The organism is Kitasatospora sp. NPDC059795, assembly GCF_042732175.1.
Lineage (GTDB): Bacteria > Actinomycetota > Actinomycetes > Streptomycetales > Streptomycetaceae > Kitasatospora.
In genome coordinates this window covers 319,861-334,737 of record NZ_JBHWID010000003.1, presented here as the reverse complement: position 1 = coordinate 334,737, position 14,877 = coordinate 319,861, and the positions used below count along the sequence as shown (strand labels likewise).

The 14,877-nt window shown below is 73.5% G+C and carries 16 protein-coding genes; 4 read left to right on the top strand and 12 right to left on the bottom strand.

What is annotated here, in order from left to right:
- Positions 1 to 99: 99 nt before the first annotated feature.
- Positions 100 to 1,095: a chitinase gene (locus ACFV4P_RS08695; protein WP_380468746.1), complete on the bottom strand. Its 996-nt coding sequence runs from the start codon at positions 1,093 to 1,095 to the stop codon at positions 100 to 102.
- Positions 1,096 to 1,275: 180 nt separating this feature from the next.
- Here ACFV4P_RS08695 and ACFV4P_RS08690 point away from each other — a divergent pair, with 180 nt between their 5' ends.
- The 4 genes from ACFV4P_RS08690 (at position 1,276) to ACFV4P_RS08675 (ending at position 4,853) form a co-directional block, all read left to right on the top strand.
- The gene (locus tag ACFV4P_RS08690; RefSeq protein ID WP_380468744.1) at positions 1,276 to 2,499 is read left to right on the top strand and encodes an acyl-CoA dehydrogenase family protein; all 1,224 of its coding nucleotides are present in this window, start codon (positions 1,276 to 1,278) and stop codon (positions 2,497 to 2,499) included.
- A 49-nt stretch (positions 2,500 to 2,548) separates the two neighbouring features.
- On the top strand, positions 2,549 to 2,908 hold the full coding sequence (locus ACFV4P_RS08685) for a hypothetical protein (RefSeq protein ID WP_380468742.1): 360 nt from the start codon (positions 2,549 to 2,551) through the stop codon (positions 2,906 to 2,908).
- Positions 2,909 to 3,067: 159 nt separating this feature from the next.
- A complete protein-coding gene (locus ACFV4P_RS08680) occupies positions 3,068 to 3,523 on the top strand; it encodes a hypothetical protein (protein WP_073809164.1) in 456 nt (151 codons plus the stop codon).
- Positions 3,524 to 3,593: 70 nt separating this feature from the next.
- Complete coding sequence (locus ACFV4P_RS08675) at positions 3,594 to 4,853, top strand: multidrug effflux MFS transporter (RefSeq protein ID WP_380468740.1); 1,260 nt, start codon at positions 3,594 to 3,596, stop codon at positions 4,851 to 4,853.
- Positions 4,854 to 4,929: 76 nt separating this feature from the next.
- Here ACFV4P_RS08675 and ACFV4P_RS08670 read toward each other — a convergent pair whose 3' ends face one another.
- From ACFV4P_RS08670 to ACFV4P_RS08620, 11 genes are all read right to left on the bottom strand, one after another.
- Positions 4,930 to 6,981: a glycosyl hydrolase family 18 protein gene (locus ACFV4P_RS08670; protein ID WP_380468738.1), complete on the bottom strand. Its 2,052-nt coding sequence runs from the start codon at positions 6,979 to 6,981 to the stop codon at positions 4,930 to 4,932.
- Between the two features lie 282 nt (positions 6,982 to 7,263).
- The gene (locus ACFV4P_RS08665; RefSeq protein ID WP_380468736.1) at positions 7,264 to 8,178 is read right to left on the bottom strand and encodes an ABC transporter substrate-binding protein; all 915 of its coding nucleotides are present in this window, start codon (positions 8,176 to 8,178) and stop codon (positions 7,264 to 7,266) included.
- Entirely contained in the window at positions 8,175 to 8,891 is a 717-nt protein-coding gene (locus ACFV4P_RS08660) for an ABC transporter permease (RefSeq protein ID WP_380468734.1), read from the bottom strand. The genes ACFV4P_RS08665 and ACFV4P_RS08660 overlap by 4 nt, the downstream gene beginning before the upstream one ends.
- The gene (locus ACFV4P_RS08655) at positions 8,888 to 9,550 is read right to left on the bottom strand and encodes an ABC transporter permease (RefSeq protein WP_380468732.1); all 663 of its coding nucleotides are present in this window, start codon (positions 9,548 to 9,550) and stop codon (positions 8,888 to 8,890) included. The genes ACFV4P_RS08660 and ACFV4P_RS08655 overlap by 4 nt, the downstream gene beginning before the upstream one ends.
- Positions 9,543 to 10,601, bottom strand: coding sequence for an ABC transporter ATP-binding protein (locus ACFV4P_RS08650; protein WP_380468730.1), 1,059 nt, complete (start codon positions 10,599 to 10,601; stop codon positions 9,543 to 9,545). The genes ACFV4P_RS08655 and ACFV4P_RS08650 overlap by 8 nt, the downstream gene beginning before the upstream one ends.
- 76 nt (positions 10,602 to 10,677) lie before the next feature.
- Positions 10,678 to 11,073 (bottom strand): rhodanese-like domain-containing protein, encoded by a 396-nt coding sequence (locus ACFV4P_RS08645; protein WP_380468728.1) that lies wholly within the window; start codon positions 11,071 to 11,073, stop codon positions 10,678 to 10,680.
- Entirely contained in the window at positions 11,070 to 11,570 is a 501-nt protein-coding gene (locus ACFV4P_RS08640) for a cysteine dioxygenase (RefSeq protein ID WP_380468726.1), read from the bottom strand. Before ACFV4P_RS08640 ends, ACFV4P_RS08645 begins: the two co-directional genes overlap by 4 nt.
- 401 nt (positions 11,571 to 11,971) lie before the next feature.
- Positions 11,972 to 12,190, bottom strand: a complete 219-nt coding sequence (locus ACFV4P_RS08635; protein WP_380468724.1) for a hypothetical protein — start codon at positions 12,188 to 12,190, stop codon at positions 11,972 to 11,974.
- Positions 12,187 to 12,570 (bottom strand): hypothetical protein, encoded by a 384-nt coding sequence (locus ACFV4P_RS08630; protein WP_380468722.1) that lies wholly within the window; start codon positions 12,568 to 12,570, stop codon positions 12,187 to 12,189. The genes ACFV4P_RS08635 and ACFV4P_RS08630 overlap by 4 nt, the downstream gene beginning before the upstream one ends.
- 95 nt (positions 12,571 to 12,665) lie before the next feature.
- Complete coding sequence (locus ACFV4P_RS08625; protein WP_380468721.1) at positions 12,666 to 14,108, bottom strand: sensor histidine kinase; 1,443 nt, start codon at positions 14,106 to 14,108, stop codon at positions 12,666 to 12,668.
- On the bottom strand, positions 14,105 to 14,809 hold the full coding sequence (locus ACFV4P_RS08620) for a response regulator transcription factor (RefSeq protein ID WP_380468719.1): 705 nt from the start codon (positions 14,807 to 14,809) through the stop codon (positions 14,105 to 14,107). Before ACFV4P_RS08620 ends, ACFV4P_RS08625 begins: the two co-directional genes overlap by 4 nt.
- Positions 14,810 to 14,877 lie beyond the last annotated feature (68 nt).

The following is a 14,877-nucleotide window of genomic DNA, read 5'->3' as shown; positions in this document are numbered from 1 at the left end:
CCGCGCCCCGGGCGCGTGTCGGCCCGCGCCGTTCCTCGCGGAGGCACGGGCCGGTGATGCGGGCGGGGCTGGGCGGGCCGGTGCTGCTCCGGTGGATGGTCAGCCGTGGTACGAGGCGACGAGCTTCGTGAAGGCGTACGCGGACTGGCCGATCCCGCTGCAGGTGTCGCCCGCCGAGGTGCCGGACGGGCACGGGCGGTCGCGGTTGACCGCCCAGAAGGTGAACCGGGCCAGGTGGTGGGCCTTGGCGTAGTTCAGGATCGTGGTGAAGTCGGCGGTGGAGACCGTCTCGTCGGACTCGTCGGTCTTCCCGTTCATCGAGGAGATCCCGATGTGCCGGTAGGCCGTCGCCGAGTCGTAGCCGTAGGCGCTCGCCACCGCGTTCTTCAGGCCGTCGGCGGCCCGGGTGGAGACGGCGCCCATCGCGCCGCTGTGGCCGCCGAAGTCGAACGGCATGATCGTCCAGCCGTCCACCGCGAGGCCCGCCGCCGCGCCCTTCCTGATCAGGTCGGTGCCGTCGGAGTCCGGGCCGGTGGGGGTGGTGCCGAAGGTGACGTACACCTTCAGCGCCGGGTTGTTGGCCTTGACGGTCTTCAGCGCGCCGATCACCCGCTGGCGGACCGTCGCGTCGGCGGCCTCGGTGTTCTCGATGTCGATGTCGATCGCCTTCAACTTGTAGGCGTCGATGACCTTTTGATACGCGCCGGCCAGCGCGGAGGCCGAACTGCACTTCTCACCGAGCTTGTTGCCGCTCCAGCCGCCGAAGGAAACCAGCACGTCGCCGCCGGCGTTCCGGATCGCGTTGACGGTGCTCTGGTCGCTGCCGCCGGTGAGCGCCCGGGAGCCGTCCCACTTCGGGTTGCAGCCGCCGTCGGAGAGCATGAACGCCAGCGTGAACTGGGTGGCGCCGGTGGCCTGCATCACCTGCACCGGGTTCTGCGGGCTGCCCCAACCCAGGTACTCGTAGGGGGCGTTGAGGCCGACCGGGTCCGGCGAGGCGGCCTGCCCGGCGGGGGCCAGGGCGAGCGCGCCGGCGGTCAGGGCGGCGGTGGCGGCGAGGGCGAGCAGCGGACGGGCGGGGGAGCGCTTGGCCATGGGTCACCGTTCCGGGAGTCGTGGACGCGGCCGCGCGGGGGCCCGACCGCTCAACTGTTAGGAAAGTTTCCTGACTTGAAAGGGAATCAGCTCGCTCCTGGCGCGTCAAGACTCCCGGCCGGGCGGGCGGCATACTCCTCGGTAGCCCCGTTCCCCGCAACCCTCCGAGGAGCCCGCCCGATGGCCACCGCCCCTGCCGCCTCCGCCGCCTCCGCAGCCTCCGCCTCCGCCTCCGCCGGCCGACCCGACCCGCTCGACCTGCTCGGCGTCGACGAACTGCTCACCGAGGACGAGCGGTTGATCCGCGACACGGTCCGCGCCTTCACCGAACGGCACATCCGGCCGCACCTCGCCGACTGGTTCGAGGCCGGCACCTTCCCGGTCCGCGAGATCGCCCCCGAACTCGGAAAGCTCGGCGTCCTCGGCATGCACCTGGACGGCTACGGCTGCACCGGCTCCACCGCCACCGAGTACGGCGTCGCCTGCATGGAGCTGGAGGCCGCCGACTCCGGGCTGCGCAGCTTCGTCTCGGTGCAGGGCTCGCTCGCCATGCGCTCCATCCACGCCTTCGGCTCCGAGGAGCAGAAGCAGCGCTGGCTGCCCGAACTGGCCGCCGGACGGGCCGTCGGCTGCTTCGGCCTGACCGAACCCGAGGTCGGCTCCGACCCGGCCGCGATGCGCACCCGGGCCCGGCGCGACGGCGGCGACTGGATCCTCGACGGCGCCAAGATGTGGATCACCAACGGCTCGGTCTCGGACGTCGCCGTGGTGTGGGCCGCCACCGAGGACGGCGTGCGCGGCTTCCTCGTCCCGCGCGGCGCCCCCGGGTTCACCGCACGCGACATCCCCGGCAAGCTCTCCCTGCGCGCCTCCGTCACCAGCGAACTCGCCTTCGACGGCGTCCGGCTGCCCGCCGAGGCGATGCTGCCCGCGGCCCGCGGTCTGCGCGCCCCGCTGTCCTCGCTCGGCGAGGCCCGCTACGGCATCCTGTGGGGCACCGTCGGCGCCGCCCGCGACTGCTACCGGGCCGCCGTCGAGTACGCCCGCGACCGCGAACAGTTCGGCCGGCCCATCGGCGGCTTCCAGCTCACCCAGCAGAAGCTCGTCGACATGGCCCTCGAACTGGAGAAGGCCTACCTGGTCGCCGTCCGGATCGGCCGCCTCAAGGACGAGGGCCGCGCCCAGCCCGCGCACATCTCCTTCGGCAAGCTCAACAACGTCCGCACCGCGCTGGAGATCGCCCGCACCGCCCGCACCATCCTCGGCGCCAACGGCATCACCACCGCCTACCCCGTCCTGCGGCACGCCAACAACCTCGAATCCGTCCTCACCTACGAGGGCACCTCCGAGATCCACACCCTGGTCCTGGGCGAGGCCATCACCGGCGAATCCGCCTACCGCTGACCGTAAAACCGCTGGCCGGGCCGCCCGCCGCCGCTCTACCCTCGTCCCCATGACGACGCGACAGCCCCCGACCACGACCACCCTCTGGCGCCCCACCGGCCCCGAGGAGCTGGCCCTGGTCGCGGCCTCCGGCCGGCGCGCCTGGCCCCCGCGGCTGCCCGAGCAGCCGATCTTCTACCCCGTCCTGAACGAGGACTACGCGATCCGGATCGCCCGCGACTGGAACGTCCCCGCCTCCGGTGCCGGCTACGTCACCCGCTTCGAGGTCGACACCGAGTTCCTGAAGCGCTACCCCGTCCAGCAGGCCGGCGGCCGCACCATCCTCGAACTCTGGGTCCCCGCCGAGGAACTGACCGAGTTCAACCAGCACATCGTCGGCGGGATCCAGGTGGTGCACGAGTTCCGCTGATCCCCCTTGCGGGTGGGGTGGGGTCCGCCGGAAGTCGGGGGTGGGGGGCGGGGGGTCCGCCTGGGGGACGACTCCGGTCGGTACCTGGTGCGCATGTCCGGGGCGTGGTGGCGGGGCCACCATGGAGTGGACGGTGAGCGGCGGGAGGGGCGGGCGGAGATGAGTGCGCGGCAGGCGACGGCGGTGGTGGCCGGCGGGGCGGCGGTGGCGGCGTTGCTGGTGATGGTCGCGCCCGCCGCGATCCAGGACGCGCAGGACCGGATGGACCAGACGCTGCGGTACCCGACGGGGGCGGCGGCCAAGGCGGGCGGGGCCGAGGTGCCGAACTGGCTGCCCGACACGGCGGTGCGGGTCGCGTTCCTGACGGGCGGCGAGAAGGGCGACCGGCTGATCCGGGCGACGCTGCCGGACCGTTCGCTGCCGGCCGGCTGCACCGCGGGCGGGCCGGTCGGGGCGGTGCACCTGCGGGCGCACTGGTTCCCGACGGACGTGCCGAAGAAGGCCGGCGCGCACTGCGGGCTGTACGACGTCGTGCTGATCGGCGACCAGCTGTACGGGTGGCAGGACGCGGCGGTGGTGGCCGGCGCCCGGCCCGGCGGGATGCCGCTGCACTGAACCCCGGTCTGTCGGGCGGCCGGGCGGATGCGATAGGACGGTGCGCATACCCGCCACCCCGAGGAGCACCATGCCAGGCCCGACCGTCGACGTCGACGGCGACCAGAACGTCCCCACCGCCCCCGACCGGTCCGACACCGCGAACAGCACGGCGCCGTTCGCGGCGGCCACCGTCGCCGTCCTGGGCAGCCTCGCCGCGCTCGGGCCGCTCACCACCGACCTGTACCTGCCCGCCCTGCCCGCGCTGACCGCCGACCTGCGCTCGACCGCGCCCGCCGCCCAGTTGACGCTGACCGGCTCGCTGCTCGGCATGGCCTTCGGCCAGCTGCTGTTCGGCCCGCTCAGCGACCGGACCGGCCGGCGCCGCCCGCTGCTGGCCGGGCTCGCCCTCTACACCGCGGCGAGCGTGATGTGCGCCCTCGCCACCTCGATGCCGATGCTGGTGACGGGCCGCGCGCTGCAGGGCGCGGCGGGCTCCGCGGGGCTGGTGATCGGCCGGGCGATCGTCCGCGACCGCCTCGAAGGCGTCCCGATGATACGTTTCCTCGCCACCATGGGCCTGATATCCGGCCTCGCCCCGATCCTGGCCCCCGTCGCCGGCGCCCAGCTGCTCCGGGTCACCGACTGGCGCGGCACCTTCGTCACCCTGGCGGTGCTCGGCGCGCTGCTCACCGTCGGCTCCGCGCTCGGCATCCGCGAGACCCTGCCGCCCGAACGCCGCCACGGCGACGGCCTCGGCAGCACCGTCCGCGCCATCGGCGGGCTGCTGGCCGACCGGCCGTTCCGCGGCTACCTGCTGACCAGCACCTTCGCGTTCGGCGCGCTGTTCGCGTACATCGCCGGCTCCTCGGTGGTGCTGCAGGACGTGTACCGGATCTCCCCGCAGACCTACAGCCTGGTGTTCGCCGTCAACTCGATCGTGCTGCTGGTCGTCACCCAGCTGAACGGGCGGGTGCTGGTGCAGCGCTTCCGCGGGCCGGTGCTGCTGGTCGCCGCGCTGGCGGTGGCGGTGGCGGCCGGGGCGGCGGTGGTGCTGTGCACGACCGTGTGGGACACCGGCCTGGCCGGGGTGTGGCCCGCGCTCGCCGTGCTGATGGGCACGATGGGCGTGATCCTGCCGAACGCCAACGGGCAGGCCCTCACCATGGCCCCGCACGCCGCCGGTTCGGCGTCCGCGCTGCTCGGCGCCGGCACGTTCCTGTGCGGCTCGCTGGTCGCGCCGCTGAGCAGCCTCGGCGGGCACCCGTCCGCGACCGCGCTCGGCGCGGTGGTGCTGGGCTGCTCGCTGCTGGCGCTGCTGACCGTCCTGCCGCTGTACCGGCGCGGCTGACGGACCCGCCGGAGGAACGACCGCGCCCGGCCGGTGGGGAGTCCCGCCGACCGGGCGCGGCTCATTGCTCGGATCGTCAGGCGATGGAGAAGTCGTCGCCGTAGACCGCGCCCTGGCCGTACCAGCCGTGCAGGTAGACCGTGACGGTGCCGCTGGCGCCGGTGGTGAACGGGACGCTCACCTTGGTCCACGAGGTGCCGTTGGCCCAGGTGGAGGCGGTCGCGCCGCCGCTGACGCCGACGTACGAGTACGGGCCCTGGACCCAGGCGGTCAGGGTGTACGCGTGGTTCGGGGCGAGGGTGACGGTCTGGTCGCACTCGCCGGTGGCGCCGGCGGTCGGGGTGACCTGGAGCGCCTTGGAGCCGCCGTGGACGGGGCTGCCGACGACGGCCGCGCCGCTCTGGCAGGTCCACGGGGCGAGCGAGCCGGTCTCGAAGTCGCCGTTGACCAGGCCGCCGGTCGGGGTGGTGCCGGTGACGGTCAGCGCGTACGTCGCGGTGTGGGTCTTGCCCGCGCCGGTGCCGGTGACGGTCAGGTTGTAGGTGCCGGGGGCGGCCGCGGCGGTGGTGGAGACGTTCAGCGTGGCGGAGCCGCCCGCGGTGACGCTCGCCGGGTTGACGGTGGCGGTGACGCCGGCCGGGGCGCCGGAGACCGACAGGCCGACGGTCGCGGCGGCGCCGGAGGTGACGGCCGTGTTGATCGTGCCGGTGGCGGAGGAGCCGGCCTGCACGGTGCCCGCGGCGGGGGACAGCGAGACCGAGAAGTCGGAGGCGGTGGTGCCGCCGGTGACGGTCAGGGTGTACGTCGCCGAGTGGGTGCCGCTCGCGCCGGTGCCGGTCACGGTCAGCGGGTAGCTGCCGTTCGGCACGGCCGCGGTGGTGGTGACGTTCAGCGTGGCGGAGCCGCCCGCGGTGACGGTGGAGGCGCTCAGCGAGGCGGTGATGCCGGCCACCGGCACGGTGGACACCGACAGGTTGACGCTCTGCGCGGAGCCGGAGGTGACGGCCGTGTTGACGGTCGTCGACGCGGCGGAGCCCGCCGCGACCGAGCCGGAGGCCGGGTTCAGCGCCACCGAGAAGTCGTTCGCCGGGGTGGTGGAGCCGCTGGTGAACTGCGAGAAGATGTGGCTGAAGTCCCACTTGTTCTGCGCGATGCCCGAGCAGTCGTCGCGGCCGCCGGTGCCGGCGCAGCCGCCGTTGTCACGCTGCAGCGCCCAGAAGGACAGCGTGTTGATGCCCTTGGCGACGGCCCAGTTGTAGACCGTGGTGGCGTTGGCGACGGTGAAGGTCTCGGCGGCGCCGAAGTCGTCGATGCCGGGCATCTCGATGATGCCGATCATGCCCCAGAGCTGGGCGGCGGTCTTCGTCGGGTACAGCTTCGCCAGCTGGTTGTACAGGCCCTGCGCGGAGGTCTGGGTGTCCGCGGCCATGTCGTGCGACTGGTTGTCGTAGTAGTCGAACGTCATCATGTTGACGACGTCGATGCGCGCGTTGTTGGTGACCGCGTTCTTCAGCACCGCGAGGCCGCTGGAGGCCAGGCCGGTGGTGGTGGTCGGCAGGGTGTAACTGAACTGGATGTTCCGGCCGTTGGCGGCCGCCCAGTCCTCGACGATCTTGATCGCCTTGTTGCGGCGGTCGATGCCCGCGGTGTTGGTCAGCGAGTTGTCCTCGATGTCCAGGTCGATCCGGGAGACGTCGTAGGTGGTGATGACGTTCTCGAACTGGGCGGCGATCTGGTTGACGTCCGTGCAGGAGTCGGCGATCTCGGTGCCCGTGTTGTCGGCGGTGTAGCCGCCGAAGGACGGGATCACGTCGCCGCCGTTGGCGCGGATGGTCGCGATGTCGGCGCCGAAGACCGAGTTGGACACCGGCATCGAGGTGTCGCCGTTCCACAGCGCGGTGCAGGAGCCCTTGGTGGCGGCCTGCAGGAACGCCATGGTGAGGTGCTTGACGCCGGACTGGGCGGCCAGCGCGGCCGGGCTCTCGCCCGTCCAGGACTCGAAGTACGGGGCGAAGACGTGCTGCGGCAGCGGGGTGGCGGCCTGCGCGGGGGCGGAGATCAGCCCCAGCGAGGCGGCCGCCATCGCGCCCGTGGCGAGCAGCGCTCGGAGTGGTCGGTGAAGGCGCATCGAGGCTCCATCAGGCATGGGAGGATGGCCTCGTGCCGCAGTTCGGGCACGGGGCAAGGGTCGGCCTGGTTCAGGGAGTGCCGGGGTGGTGCGGGGCGTACGAAGCCCCGGCCGGTGGTCACACCCCCACGATGCTTTCCGGTCGGGAAGAACAACGCTCCCATGGTTGGTCTGGACCACTCATCTGTCAAGACTCCTAACTGTCCGTCCCACCAGGTGTCCTGACATGCCGTCGGCCCCGCACCCGGTGTCGAGGGGTGCGGGGCCGACGGGCGGTGCGGGTCAGTTCAGGCCGTTGCTCTTCAGCCAGTCCTTGGCGACCGCCGACGGGTCCTCCTTGTCCACCGCGACGCGCTTCATCAGCGCCGTCAGCCCGGCGGTGTCCAGCTTCGCCGAGACCGCGTTCAGCGCGGCCGTCCCGGTGGCGTCCAGGCCCGCCCTGTTGACCAGCGGGGTGACGTTCTGCGAGCTGAACAGGTTCTTCGGGTCGCTCAGCGACACCAGCTTCAGCTGGACGATCTTCGGGTCGGTGGTGAACACGTTGCCGATCTGGACGGTGCCGTCCTTGAGGGCGTTGGCGGTGGTGTCGGCGGTCGGCTTCCACTCCTTGAAGGTGAGGCCGTACACGTCCTTGAACTGCTGCTCGCGCCGCGACTTGAACTCCGGCGGGCCGCCGATCACCAGGTCCTGCGCCTTGTCCGCGAGGTCGCCGATCGACTTCAGGCCCAGCCGGTCGGCCGTGTCCTGGGTGACCGTCAGCGAGTCCTTGTCCTCGGCCGGCGCGGAGTCGAGGATCCCCAGCGCGGCGGGCAGCTTCGCGGCCAGCTCGGTGTTCACCGCGTCCTTGCCGGTGGCCGTCGACTTGGCGTCCAGGTAGCCCAGCAGCGCGCCGTTGTACTCCGGCAGAACCGTCAGCGCGCCGGACTGCAGCTGCCCGTACAGCACCTCCCGGCTGCCGATGTTGAACTTCTCCTCCACCTTCACGCCCTTGGCCTGCAACGCCTGCGAGTAGATCGACGCCAGCAGCACGTTCTCCGGGAAGTTCGCCGAGCCGACCACCACGGTCTTCCCCGAACCCCCTTGCGCGGCGGGGGACTTCGCGGCCAGTGGGTCGCCTCCGCCGGAGGAGGAGCAGGCCGCCGCGCCGAGCATCAGCACGGCGGCGGCGACGGCGGTTCGGACCGGACGGGTCGTCATATCGATTCCTTCGACAGCGCGGGCGAAGAGCCCGCTGGTTCATCAACACGGACGGTGCGCGCGCCGCGTGGGGTCGCGTACCGGATGAGCAGGGCGAACAGCAGTTGGACGGCGACGGCCAGCAGCACCACCAGCAGCGCCCCGCCGACGGTGGTCGGGAAGTCGCGGGTGGCGAGGCCGTCGATCACGTAGCGGCCGAGCCCGCCGAGGCCGACGTAGGCGGCGACGGTGGCGGTGGCGATCACCTGGACGGCGGCGGTGCGGGCCCCCGCGAGCAGCGTCGGCAGCGCGGCGGGCAGGCAGACCTGGAACAGCGTCTGCGGATGCGTCAGGCCGATGCCGCGGGCCGCGTCCCGGACGTCCGGATCGGTGCCGCGGATGCCCTCGGCGGTCGCCACCAGCAGCGGCGGCGCGGCGAGCGCCGTCAGCGGCAGCAGCACCGCGGTGTCGCCGACGCCCGCGAGCAGCACCGCCAGCGTGACCAGGCCCAGCGTTGGCAGCGCCCGGGCGATGCCGGTCAGCGCCGTCACCAGGAACAGGCCGCGCCCGGTGTAGCCGATCAGCAGGCCCAGCGGCACCGCCAGCAGCGTCGCCAGGGCCAGCGCCTCGGCGGAGAACACCAGGTGCTCCAGGACCCGGTGGAGGACCGAGTCCGGCCCGGAGCGGTGCGCCGGGGCGACGAAGAAGTCGTTCAGCCAGGTCAGCCAGTTCACCGCGCCACCCCCGTCGCCCACGGCGCGAGCAGCCGGCGGGCCGCGACCAGCACCAGGTCGCAGACCAGCGCCAGCAGCGCCACCAGCACGATCCCGGCCAGGATCGGCGTCGGGAACGTCCGCTGGAAGCCGTCCACGAACAGGTAGCCGAGACCGCCCCGGCCGATCAGCGCGCCGATCGCCGCCAGCGAGATCGAGGACACCGCGGCGACCCGCAGGCCCGCTATCAAGTACGGCACGGCGGCCGGGAGTTCGACCGCCGCCAGCCGGTGCCACGGACCGTAGCCCATCGCCGTCGCGGCCTGCCGCACCGGATCGGGCACCGCCCGCAGCCCGTCCACCGTGGTCGGCAGCAGCACCGCCAGCGCGTAGAACGTCAGCGGCACCATCACGGTCTCCCGGGTGGCCAGGCCGGTGTACGGGATCAGCACCACGAACACCGCCAGCGACGGCAGCGCGTACACCACGTTGAACACCGCCGCCAGCGGCTGGTACAGCCGCGGCCAGCGGGTGCAGGCCAGACCCAGCGGCAGCGCCAGCAGCAGGCCGATCAGCACCGGGACCAGCGCGATCACCGCGTGGTCGCCGGTCAGGCCGGCCAGATAGCCGAGGTGGTCGCCGAGCCAGCGCCAGCGGACCAGCGGCTCGCCGTCAAGCATGGTTCACCTGCGCCCCTGCCTGGGGCGACGGCGCGGCGGACTCGGCCAGCGCGGCCACCACGGCGGCCCGGCTCGCGGCCCCGACCGCCCGGCCGTCGGCGTCCACCGCCACGGCGTGCCCGGACGGGGCCAGCACCGCCGCGTCCAACGCCGACCGCAGGGTGTCCCGCGCCGGGTCGAACACCGGCACCGGGTGGGAGCGGCCCTCGCGCACCCAGTGCACCGGGCGGCCCTCCGGGTCCAGCGTCAACTGCCAGCCGTCGTAAGCCGGTTCCAGCTTGGCGAGCGGAACCTCGGCGGCCGGGCGCAGACCCAGGCCGCGCAGGCCCCGGTCGCGGCCCAGGAAGGCGGCAACCCCGGCATCCGCCGGAGCGGTCAACAGGGTGTGCGGATCGGCGAGTTGGGCGATCTCGCCGTGCTCACGCAGCACCACCACCCGGTCACCGAGGCGCACCGCCTCCTCGATGTCGTGCGTCACGAACAGCACCGTCTTGCCCAACTCGGCCTGCAGGCGCAGCAGTTCCTCCTGCAAACCGGCGCGCACCAGCGGATCGACCGCACTGAACGGCTCGTCCATCAGCAGCACCGGCGGATCCGCCGCCAACGCCCGCGCCACGCCCACCCGTTGCTGCTGACCGCCGGACAGCTGCGCCGGATAGCGGCGCGCCGTCTCCGGCGGCAGACCGACCAGCTCCAGCAGCTCCGCCGCCCGCGCCCGGGCCCGCTTGCGGTCCCAGCCGAGCAGCCGGGGCACCGTCGCCACGTTGTCGATCACCCGACGGTGCGGGAACAGCCCCGCCTGCTGGATGACGTACCCGATGCCGCGCCGCAACTGCGCCGCCGGGAGGGTGGCGACGTCCGTCCCGTCCAGCAGGACCCGGCCGCCGGTCGGCACCACCATCCGGTTGACCATCCGCAGGATGGTGGTCTTGCCGCAGCCGGACGGGCCGACCAGGACCGTGGTGCGGCCCGCCGGGACCTCCAGGTCCAGGCCTCGGACGGCAACCGTGCCGTCGGGGTGGCGCTTGGCGGCGCCCTCGAATCTGATCACGGAAGGGTCCTAGCGATGGCCGAGCGGATTATCGAACACTGATCGGAATATGTCTGTCCGGCTTCCCGGGCCGCCGTCACCGCAAACCCTGATCCACCGAACGGGTGGGCAGACCGGCCGCCGCCCAGGCGACGAAGCCGCCGGCCAGGTCGGTCGCCCGGAACAGCCCCAACTCCCGCAACGAAGCGGCCGCGAGAGACGAGGCGTAGCCCTCCGAGCAGACTACAATCCACGGCACGTCATGTCCGGTCGCCTCGGGAATCCGGTGACTGCCCGTCGGATCGAGCCGCCACTCCAGCACATTGCGTTCGATGATCAGCGCCCCCGGAATCTCACCCTCCCGGGCGCGCTGCGCCGCCGGACGGATGTCCACCAGCCGGGCGCCGGCCGTCACCGCCGCCCAGGCCTCCTCGGGCCCCGGCCGTTCCAGCCCCGCCCGGGCCCGCGCCACCAGCTCGTCCACCGTGGTCACCACTGCTCCGGTCCTTCCGTCGCCGTCCGCACCAGGCCGCCCGCCCGCAGCTCGTACCGGGACATCTCGGCCAGCGGCGGCGAGTACGCGTGCAGCGTCACCGCGGGGCCCGGAGAGGTGTTGCGCACATCGTGCAGGTACTGCGGCCCGAACGCCCGCTCGGCGCCCGCCGCCAGCCGGCGCACCGACAGCCCGTGCTCCGGGCCGGCCAGCGCCAGCTCCTCCAGCTCGCCCAGCGCCACCGTGAACGCCCCGCGCGAGCCGCCGTGGTCGTGGAACCCCGTCGACTGCCCCGGCAGCCAACTGATCAGCCACACCTCGTAGTCCTGCGCCAGCTCCAGGCGCTCGTACCAGCGCTCCTCGGCGGACAGCCGGACCCGGTGCAGCCAGCGCTCCGGCCGCTCGGCCAGGTCGCGGACGATCCGGCGCAGCGCGTTCGGCGACAGCGGTGGGCGGGGTGGGGCGTCGAGGACGGGGGCGGCCGGGACGGTGAGCATGGGTCTCCTCCGGGGATGCCGCGACGGCCGGCGCCGGGGGACGGCGGACGGCGGGCGGCGGGAACGGGACGGCGAGGGGCGCACCGCCGAACGGGCGGATGCGGGGTGCTGCGCGAGGCCGCGACCGGGCCCTGGCTCAACTCACAGGGACGCGTGCGGGGATCGTGCGGGGAAGGTCAACAGGCACACATGTCGCTCGCCTGGCGTCGCAGATCGACGTGCAGGCGGCAGACCAGGAAGGTGCCGGGATTCATGCCGCCGATGCTTCACGACGCGGTGGCGGCGCGTCAAGTTCCGTCACGCAGGTGGTCGAACGGTGGACGATTCCGTCTCGGATGGCGGGAACGGCGACGGCCCGCGCTCCTGGGGGGAGGGCGCGGGCCGTCGTCGGTTCCCGGTGCTCAGTTGTCCTGGCCGGCGTTGTCGTCGGCCTGGGCGGCGGCGCTCTCCGCCGCGTCCACCTTCTGCTGCATCTGCTGCATCTGCTGCATCTGCTGGACCTGCCCGGTGTCCGGGCCGCTCGCGGGCGGGGCGTCCGGGCCGCAGGCCGTCAGCAGGGCCGAGGAGGCCAGCGCGAGGGCGGACAGCGCGACGAACGCCGCCGCCGCCCGGCGGGTCACTTGCCGGCCGCCGGGGCGTTCTTCGCGCACCAGTCCGCCACCGACTTCAGGTCCGCCTTGCGGGTGTCCAGCGTCGACACCAGGGAGCGGCGGACCGTCAGCCGGTCGTTCAGGTACTTCTCGATCTCGCTGTGACCCGCCTTGTGCGCGCTGTCCACCCGCTGCTCCAGCCGGGCGATCGACCCGTTCACGGAGGCGTCCCCGTGCAGCCGGGCGAGCGCCTTGTCGACCCGCTCCTCGGTCTTCGGCAGCCGCTTGCAGATCGCCTTCGCCCCGTCGCCCTTCGGCGCCCCGCCCGCCGCCTGCGCGGGCCCCGCGGCCAGCACCGCACCCGCCAGCGCGAGCACCCCGGCCGCGGCGACCGTCCGGTTGATCCGCATGGCATTCCCCTTCCCACTCCGTTGCGCACGACCGGAGCGCCCGGCCGTGAACGGGACCGTACGGAGGCTTCTTGTGGAAACCCTGTGGGACGGGCTCAGTGCTCCTTCGGCATCAACCAGGCGGTGGGCGACGGGAGTCGAGGGGGCGGGGCGTGGACGCCCAGCAACGGGAGGCGGACGTCCAGGCGGCAGCCCGGGGCGCCCGGGCGGGTGGTGGCGGTGACGAAACCCCGGTGGAGGGCGGTCTGTTGGGCGACCAGGGTGAGGCCGAGGCCGGAGCCCGGGCTGTCCGGGCGGCGGTGGAAGCGGTGGAAGACGGCGGCGCGCTCGGCGGGCGGGATGCCCGGGCCGCGGTCGTCGACGGTGAGGTGCGCGGTGCCGCCGTCGACCCGCAGCCGGACGTCCACCTCGGCGGGACGGCCGGCGCCGCCGCCGTGCACGGCCGCGTTGCCCAGCAGGTTGTCGAGCAGGATGCGCAGGCCCGCATCCCAGCCGAACACCCGCGCCTCGGGCGGGAGTTCGGTGCGGAAGACGGCCTGCGGGTGGCGGCGGGCGGCCTCCGCGACGGCGGCGTCGACCAACTCCGCGAAGTCCACCGGGCCGAACGCCGACACCTCCACCAGATCGCCCCGGGCCAGCATCGACAGCGCGCCCAACAGGTCCGCCGTGCGGGCGTGGTCCTGCTGCAACTCGGCCAGGATCTCGGCGCGGTCGGCCGCCGGCAGGTCGGGGTGCGCGGACAGCACGTCCAGGTTGGTGCGCAGGCTCATCAGCGGGGTGCGCAGCTCGTGCGAGGCCGCCGAGGAGAACGAGCGCGCCGTGTCCAGGGCCTGCTCGGTGCGGGCCGCCTGCTCGTCGTACCGGGACAGCAACAGCGCGATCGCGCCGGACAGTTCGTCCACCTCGGCGGTGCCCGTCCGGGTGTGCGCGAACACCGCGTGACCCGTCCGCGGATCCAGCGCGGCCGCCCGGCGGCCCAGGCGGCGCAGCGGCAGGGTGGCGCGCTCGGCCAGGGCGAAGGCGATCAGCCCCGAGAGGGGCGCGGCCAACAGTGCCACCAGCAGCACCCGCCGCCGCACCGCCCGCAGCTCGGCCGCCGGCTCCCCGGCGGGGGAGAGCACCCAGAGCGTGCCGGTGGTGGCGCCGCTGTTCAGCTTCACGGCCAGGACGCGCCAGGACTGCCCGTGCTGCCGGATCGTCATCGTGCCGGTGCCGGGCAGGAGTTGGGGGTCGTCGGGCTGCGAACCGGCGGCGAGCAGGAGGGTGCCGTCGGCGGACGTGACGCGGACGCCCGCGTCGAGTGCGGCGTCGAGGACCTTGCGCTGCTGGTTCTGCTCGGCCTTCGGGCGACCCTTCGTGTCGGCCGTCAGCAGGGCGCGGGCGCTCGGGAGCAGCGCGGCGGCGCGGTCGTTGAGCCGACTGTCCTGGCGGCGGTGCAGGTCGGCGTCGACCAGCGGCAGGAGGAGCGCGGCGGCGGCGGCGACCAGCAGCGGGACCAGCAGGGCGGCGCCGACGGCGATCCGGGTGGAGAGCTTCACCGGCCCTCGCCCCCGGGGGAGTCGGGGACGCGCAGGACGAAGCCCACGCCGCGGACGGTGTGGATGAGGCGGGGGCGCTGTCCGGACGCCTCCAGTTTGCGGCGCAGGTAGGAGACGAAGGTGTCGACGGCGTCGCTGCGGACGTCGAAGTCGTAGCCCCAGACCCGGTCCAGCAGCAGTTCGCGGGAGAGGACGATGCCCGGGTTGCGGGCGAACTGGGTGAGCAGCTCGAACTCGCGGCGGGTGAGCCGGAGTTCCTCGTCCGCCCAGAACGCCTGGTGGGTGTCCTGGTCGATCCGCAGCGGGCCCACCCGGAGCCGGTCGGAGAGCGCGGGCGGGCGGCGGCGCAGCAGGGCGTGCAGGCGGAGGACCAGTTCCTCCAGGGCGAACGGCTTCACCAGGTAGTCGTCCGCTCCGGCCTGCAACCCGGCGACCCGGTCGGCGAGTTCGTCCAGCGCGGACAGCATCAGGACCGGCGTCTCGTCGCCCTGCGCCCGCAGCGTCCGACAGACTTCCGTCCCCGCGAGACCCGGCAGCCCGACGTCGAGGACGACGACATCCGGCGCCGCCTCCGCGAGTCGCGCGAGCGCACCGGGCCCGTCCGCCGCCAGTACCACGGCGAACCCGCTCAGCCGCAGCCCCCGCTCCAGACTCCGCCGGATCGCCGCATCGTCGTCCACCACCAACACCCGACCCACCACCCGCCCACCTCCGGTCCGCCCGCACCCTGCAAGGGCACCGACTTTCGCACAGCGGGATGAGGGGGAGA

Excerpts from the sequence above, each read along its gene's own strand:
- ACFV4P_RS08690 (WP_380468744.1), top strand. The coding sequence starts at position 1,276 with ATGGCCACCGCCCCTGCCGCCTCCGCCGCCTCCGCAGCCTCCGCCTCC.
- ACFV4P_RS08665 (WP_380468736.1), bottom strand. The coding sequence starts at position 8,178 with ATGACGACCCGTCCGGTCCGAACCGCCGTCGCCGCCGCCGTGCTGATG.
- ACFV4P_RS08675 (WP_380468740.1), top strand. The coding sequence starts at position 3,594 with ATGCCAGGCCCGACCGTCGACGTCGACGGCGACCAGAACGTCCCCACC.
- ACFV4P_RS08670 (WP_380468738.1), bottom strand. The coding sequence starts at position 6,981 with ATGCGCCTTCACCGACCACTCCGAGCGCTGCTCGCCACGGGCGCGATG.
- ACFV4P_RS08640 (WP_380468726.1), bottom strand. The coding sequence starts at position 11,570 with ATGCTCACCGTCCCGGCCGCCCCCGTCCTCGACGCCCCACCCCGCCCA.
- ACFV4P_RS08655 (WP_380468732.1), bottom strand. The coding sequence starts at position 9,550 with ATGCTTGACGGCGAGCCGCTGGTCCGCTGGCGCTGGCTCGGCGACCAC.
- ACFV4P_RS08695 (WP_380468746.1), bottom strand. The coding sequence starts at position 1,095 with ATGGCCAAGCGCTCCCCCGCCCGTCCGCTGCTCGCCCTCGCCGCCACC.
- ACFV4P_RS08680 (WP_073809164.1), top strand. The coding sequence starts at position 3,068 with ATGAGTGCGCGGCAGGCGACGGCGGTGGTGGCCGGCGGGGCGGCGGTG.
- ACFV4P_RS08685 (WP_380468742.1), top strand. The coding sequence starts at position 2,549 with ATGACGACGCGACAGCCCCCGACCACGACCACCCTCTGGCGCCCCACC.
- ACFV4P_RS08630 (WP_380468722.1), bottom strand. The coding sequence starts at position 12,570 with ATGCGGATCAACCGGACGGTCGCCGCGGCCGGGGTGCTCGCGCTGGCG.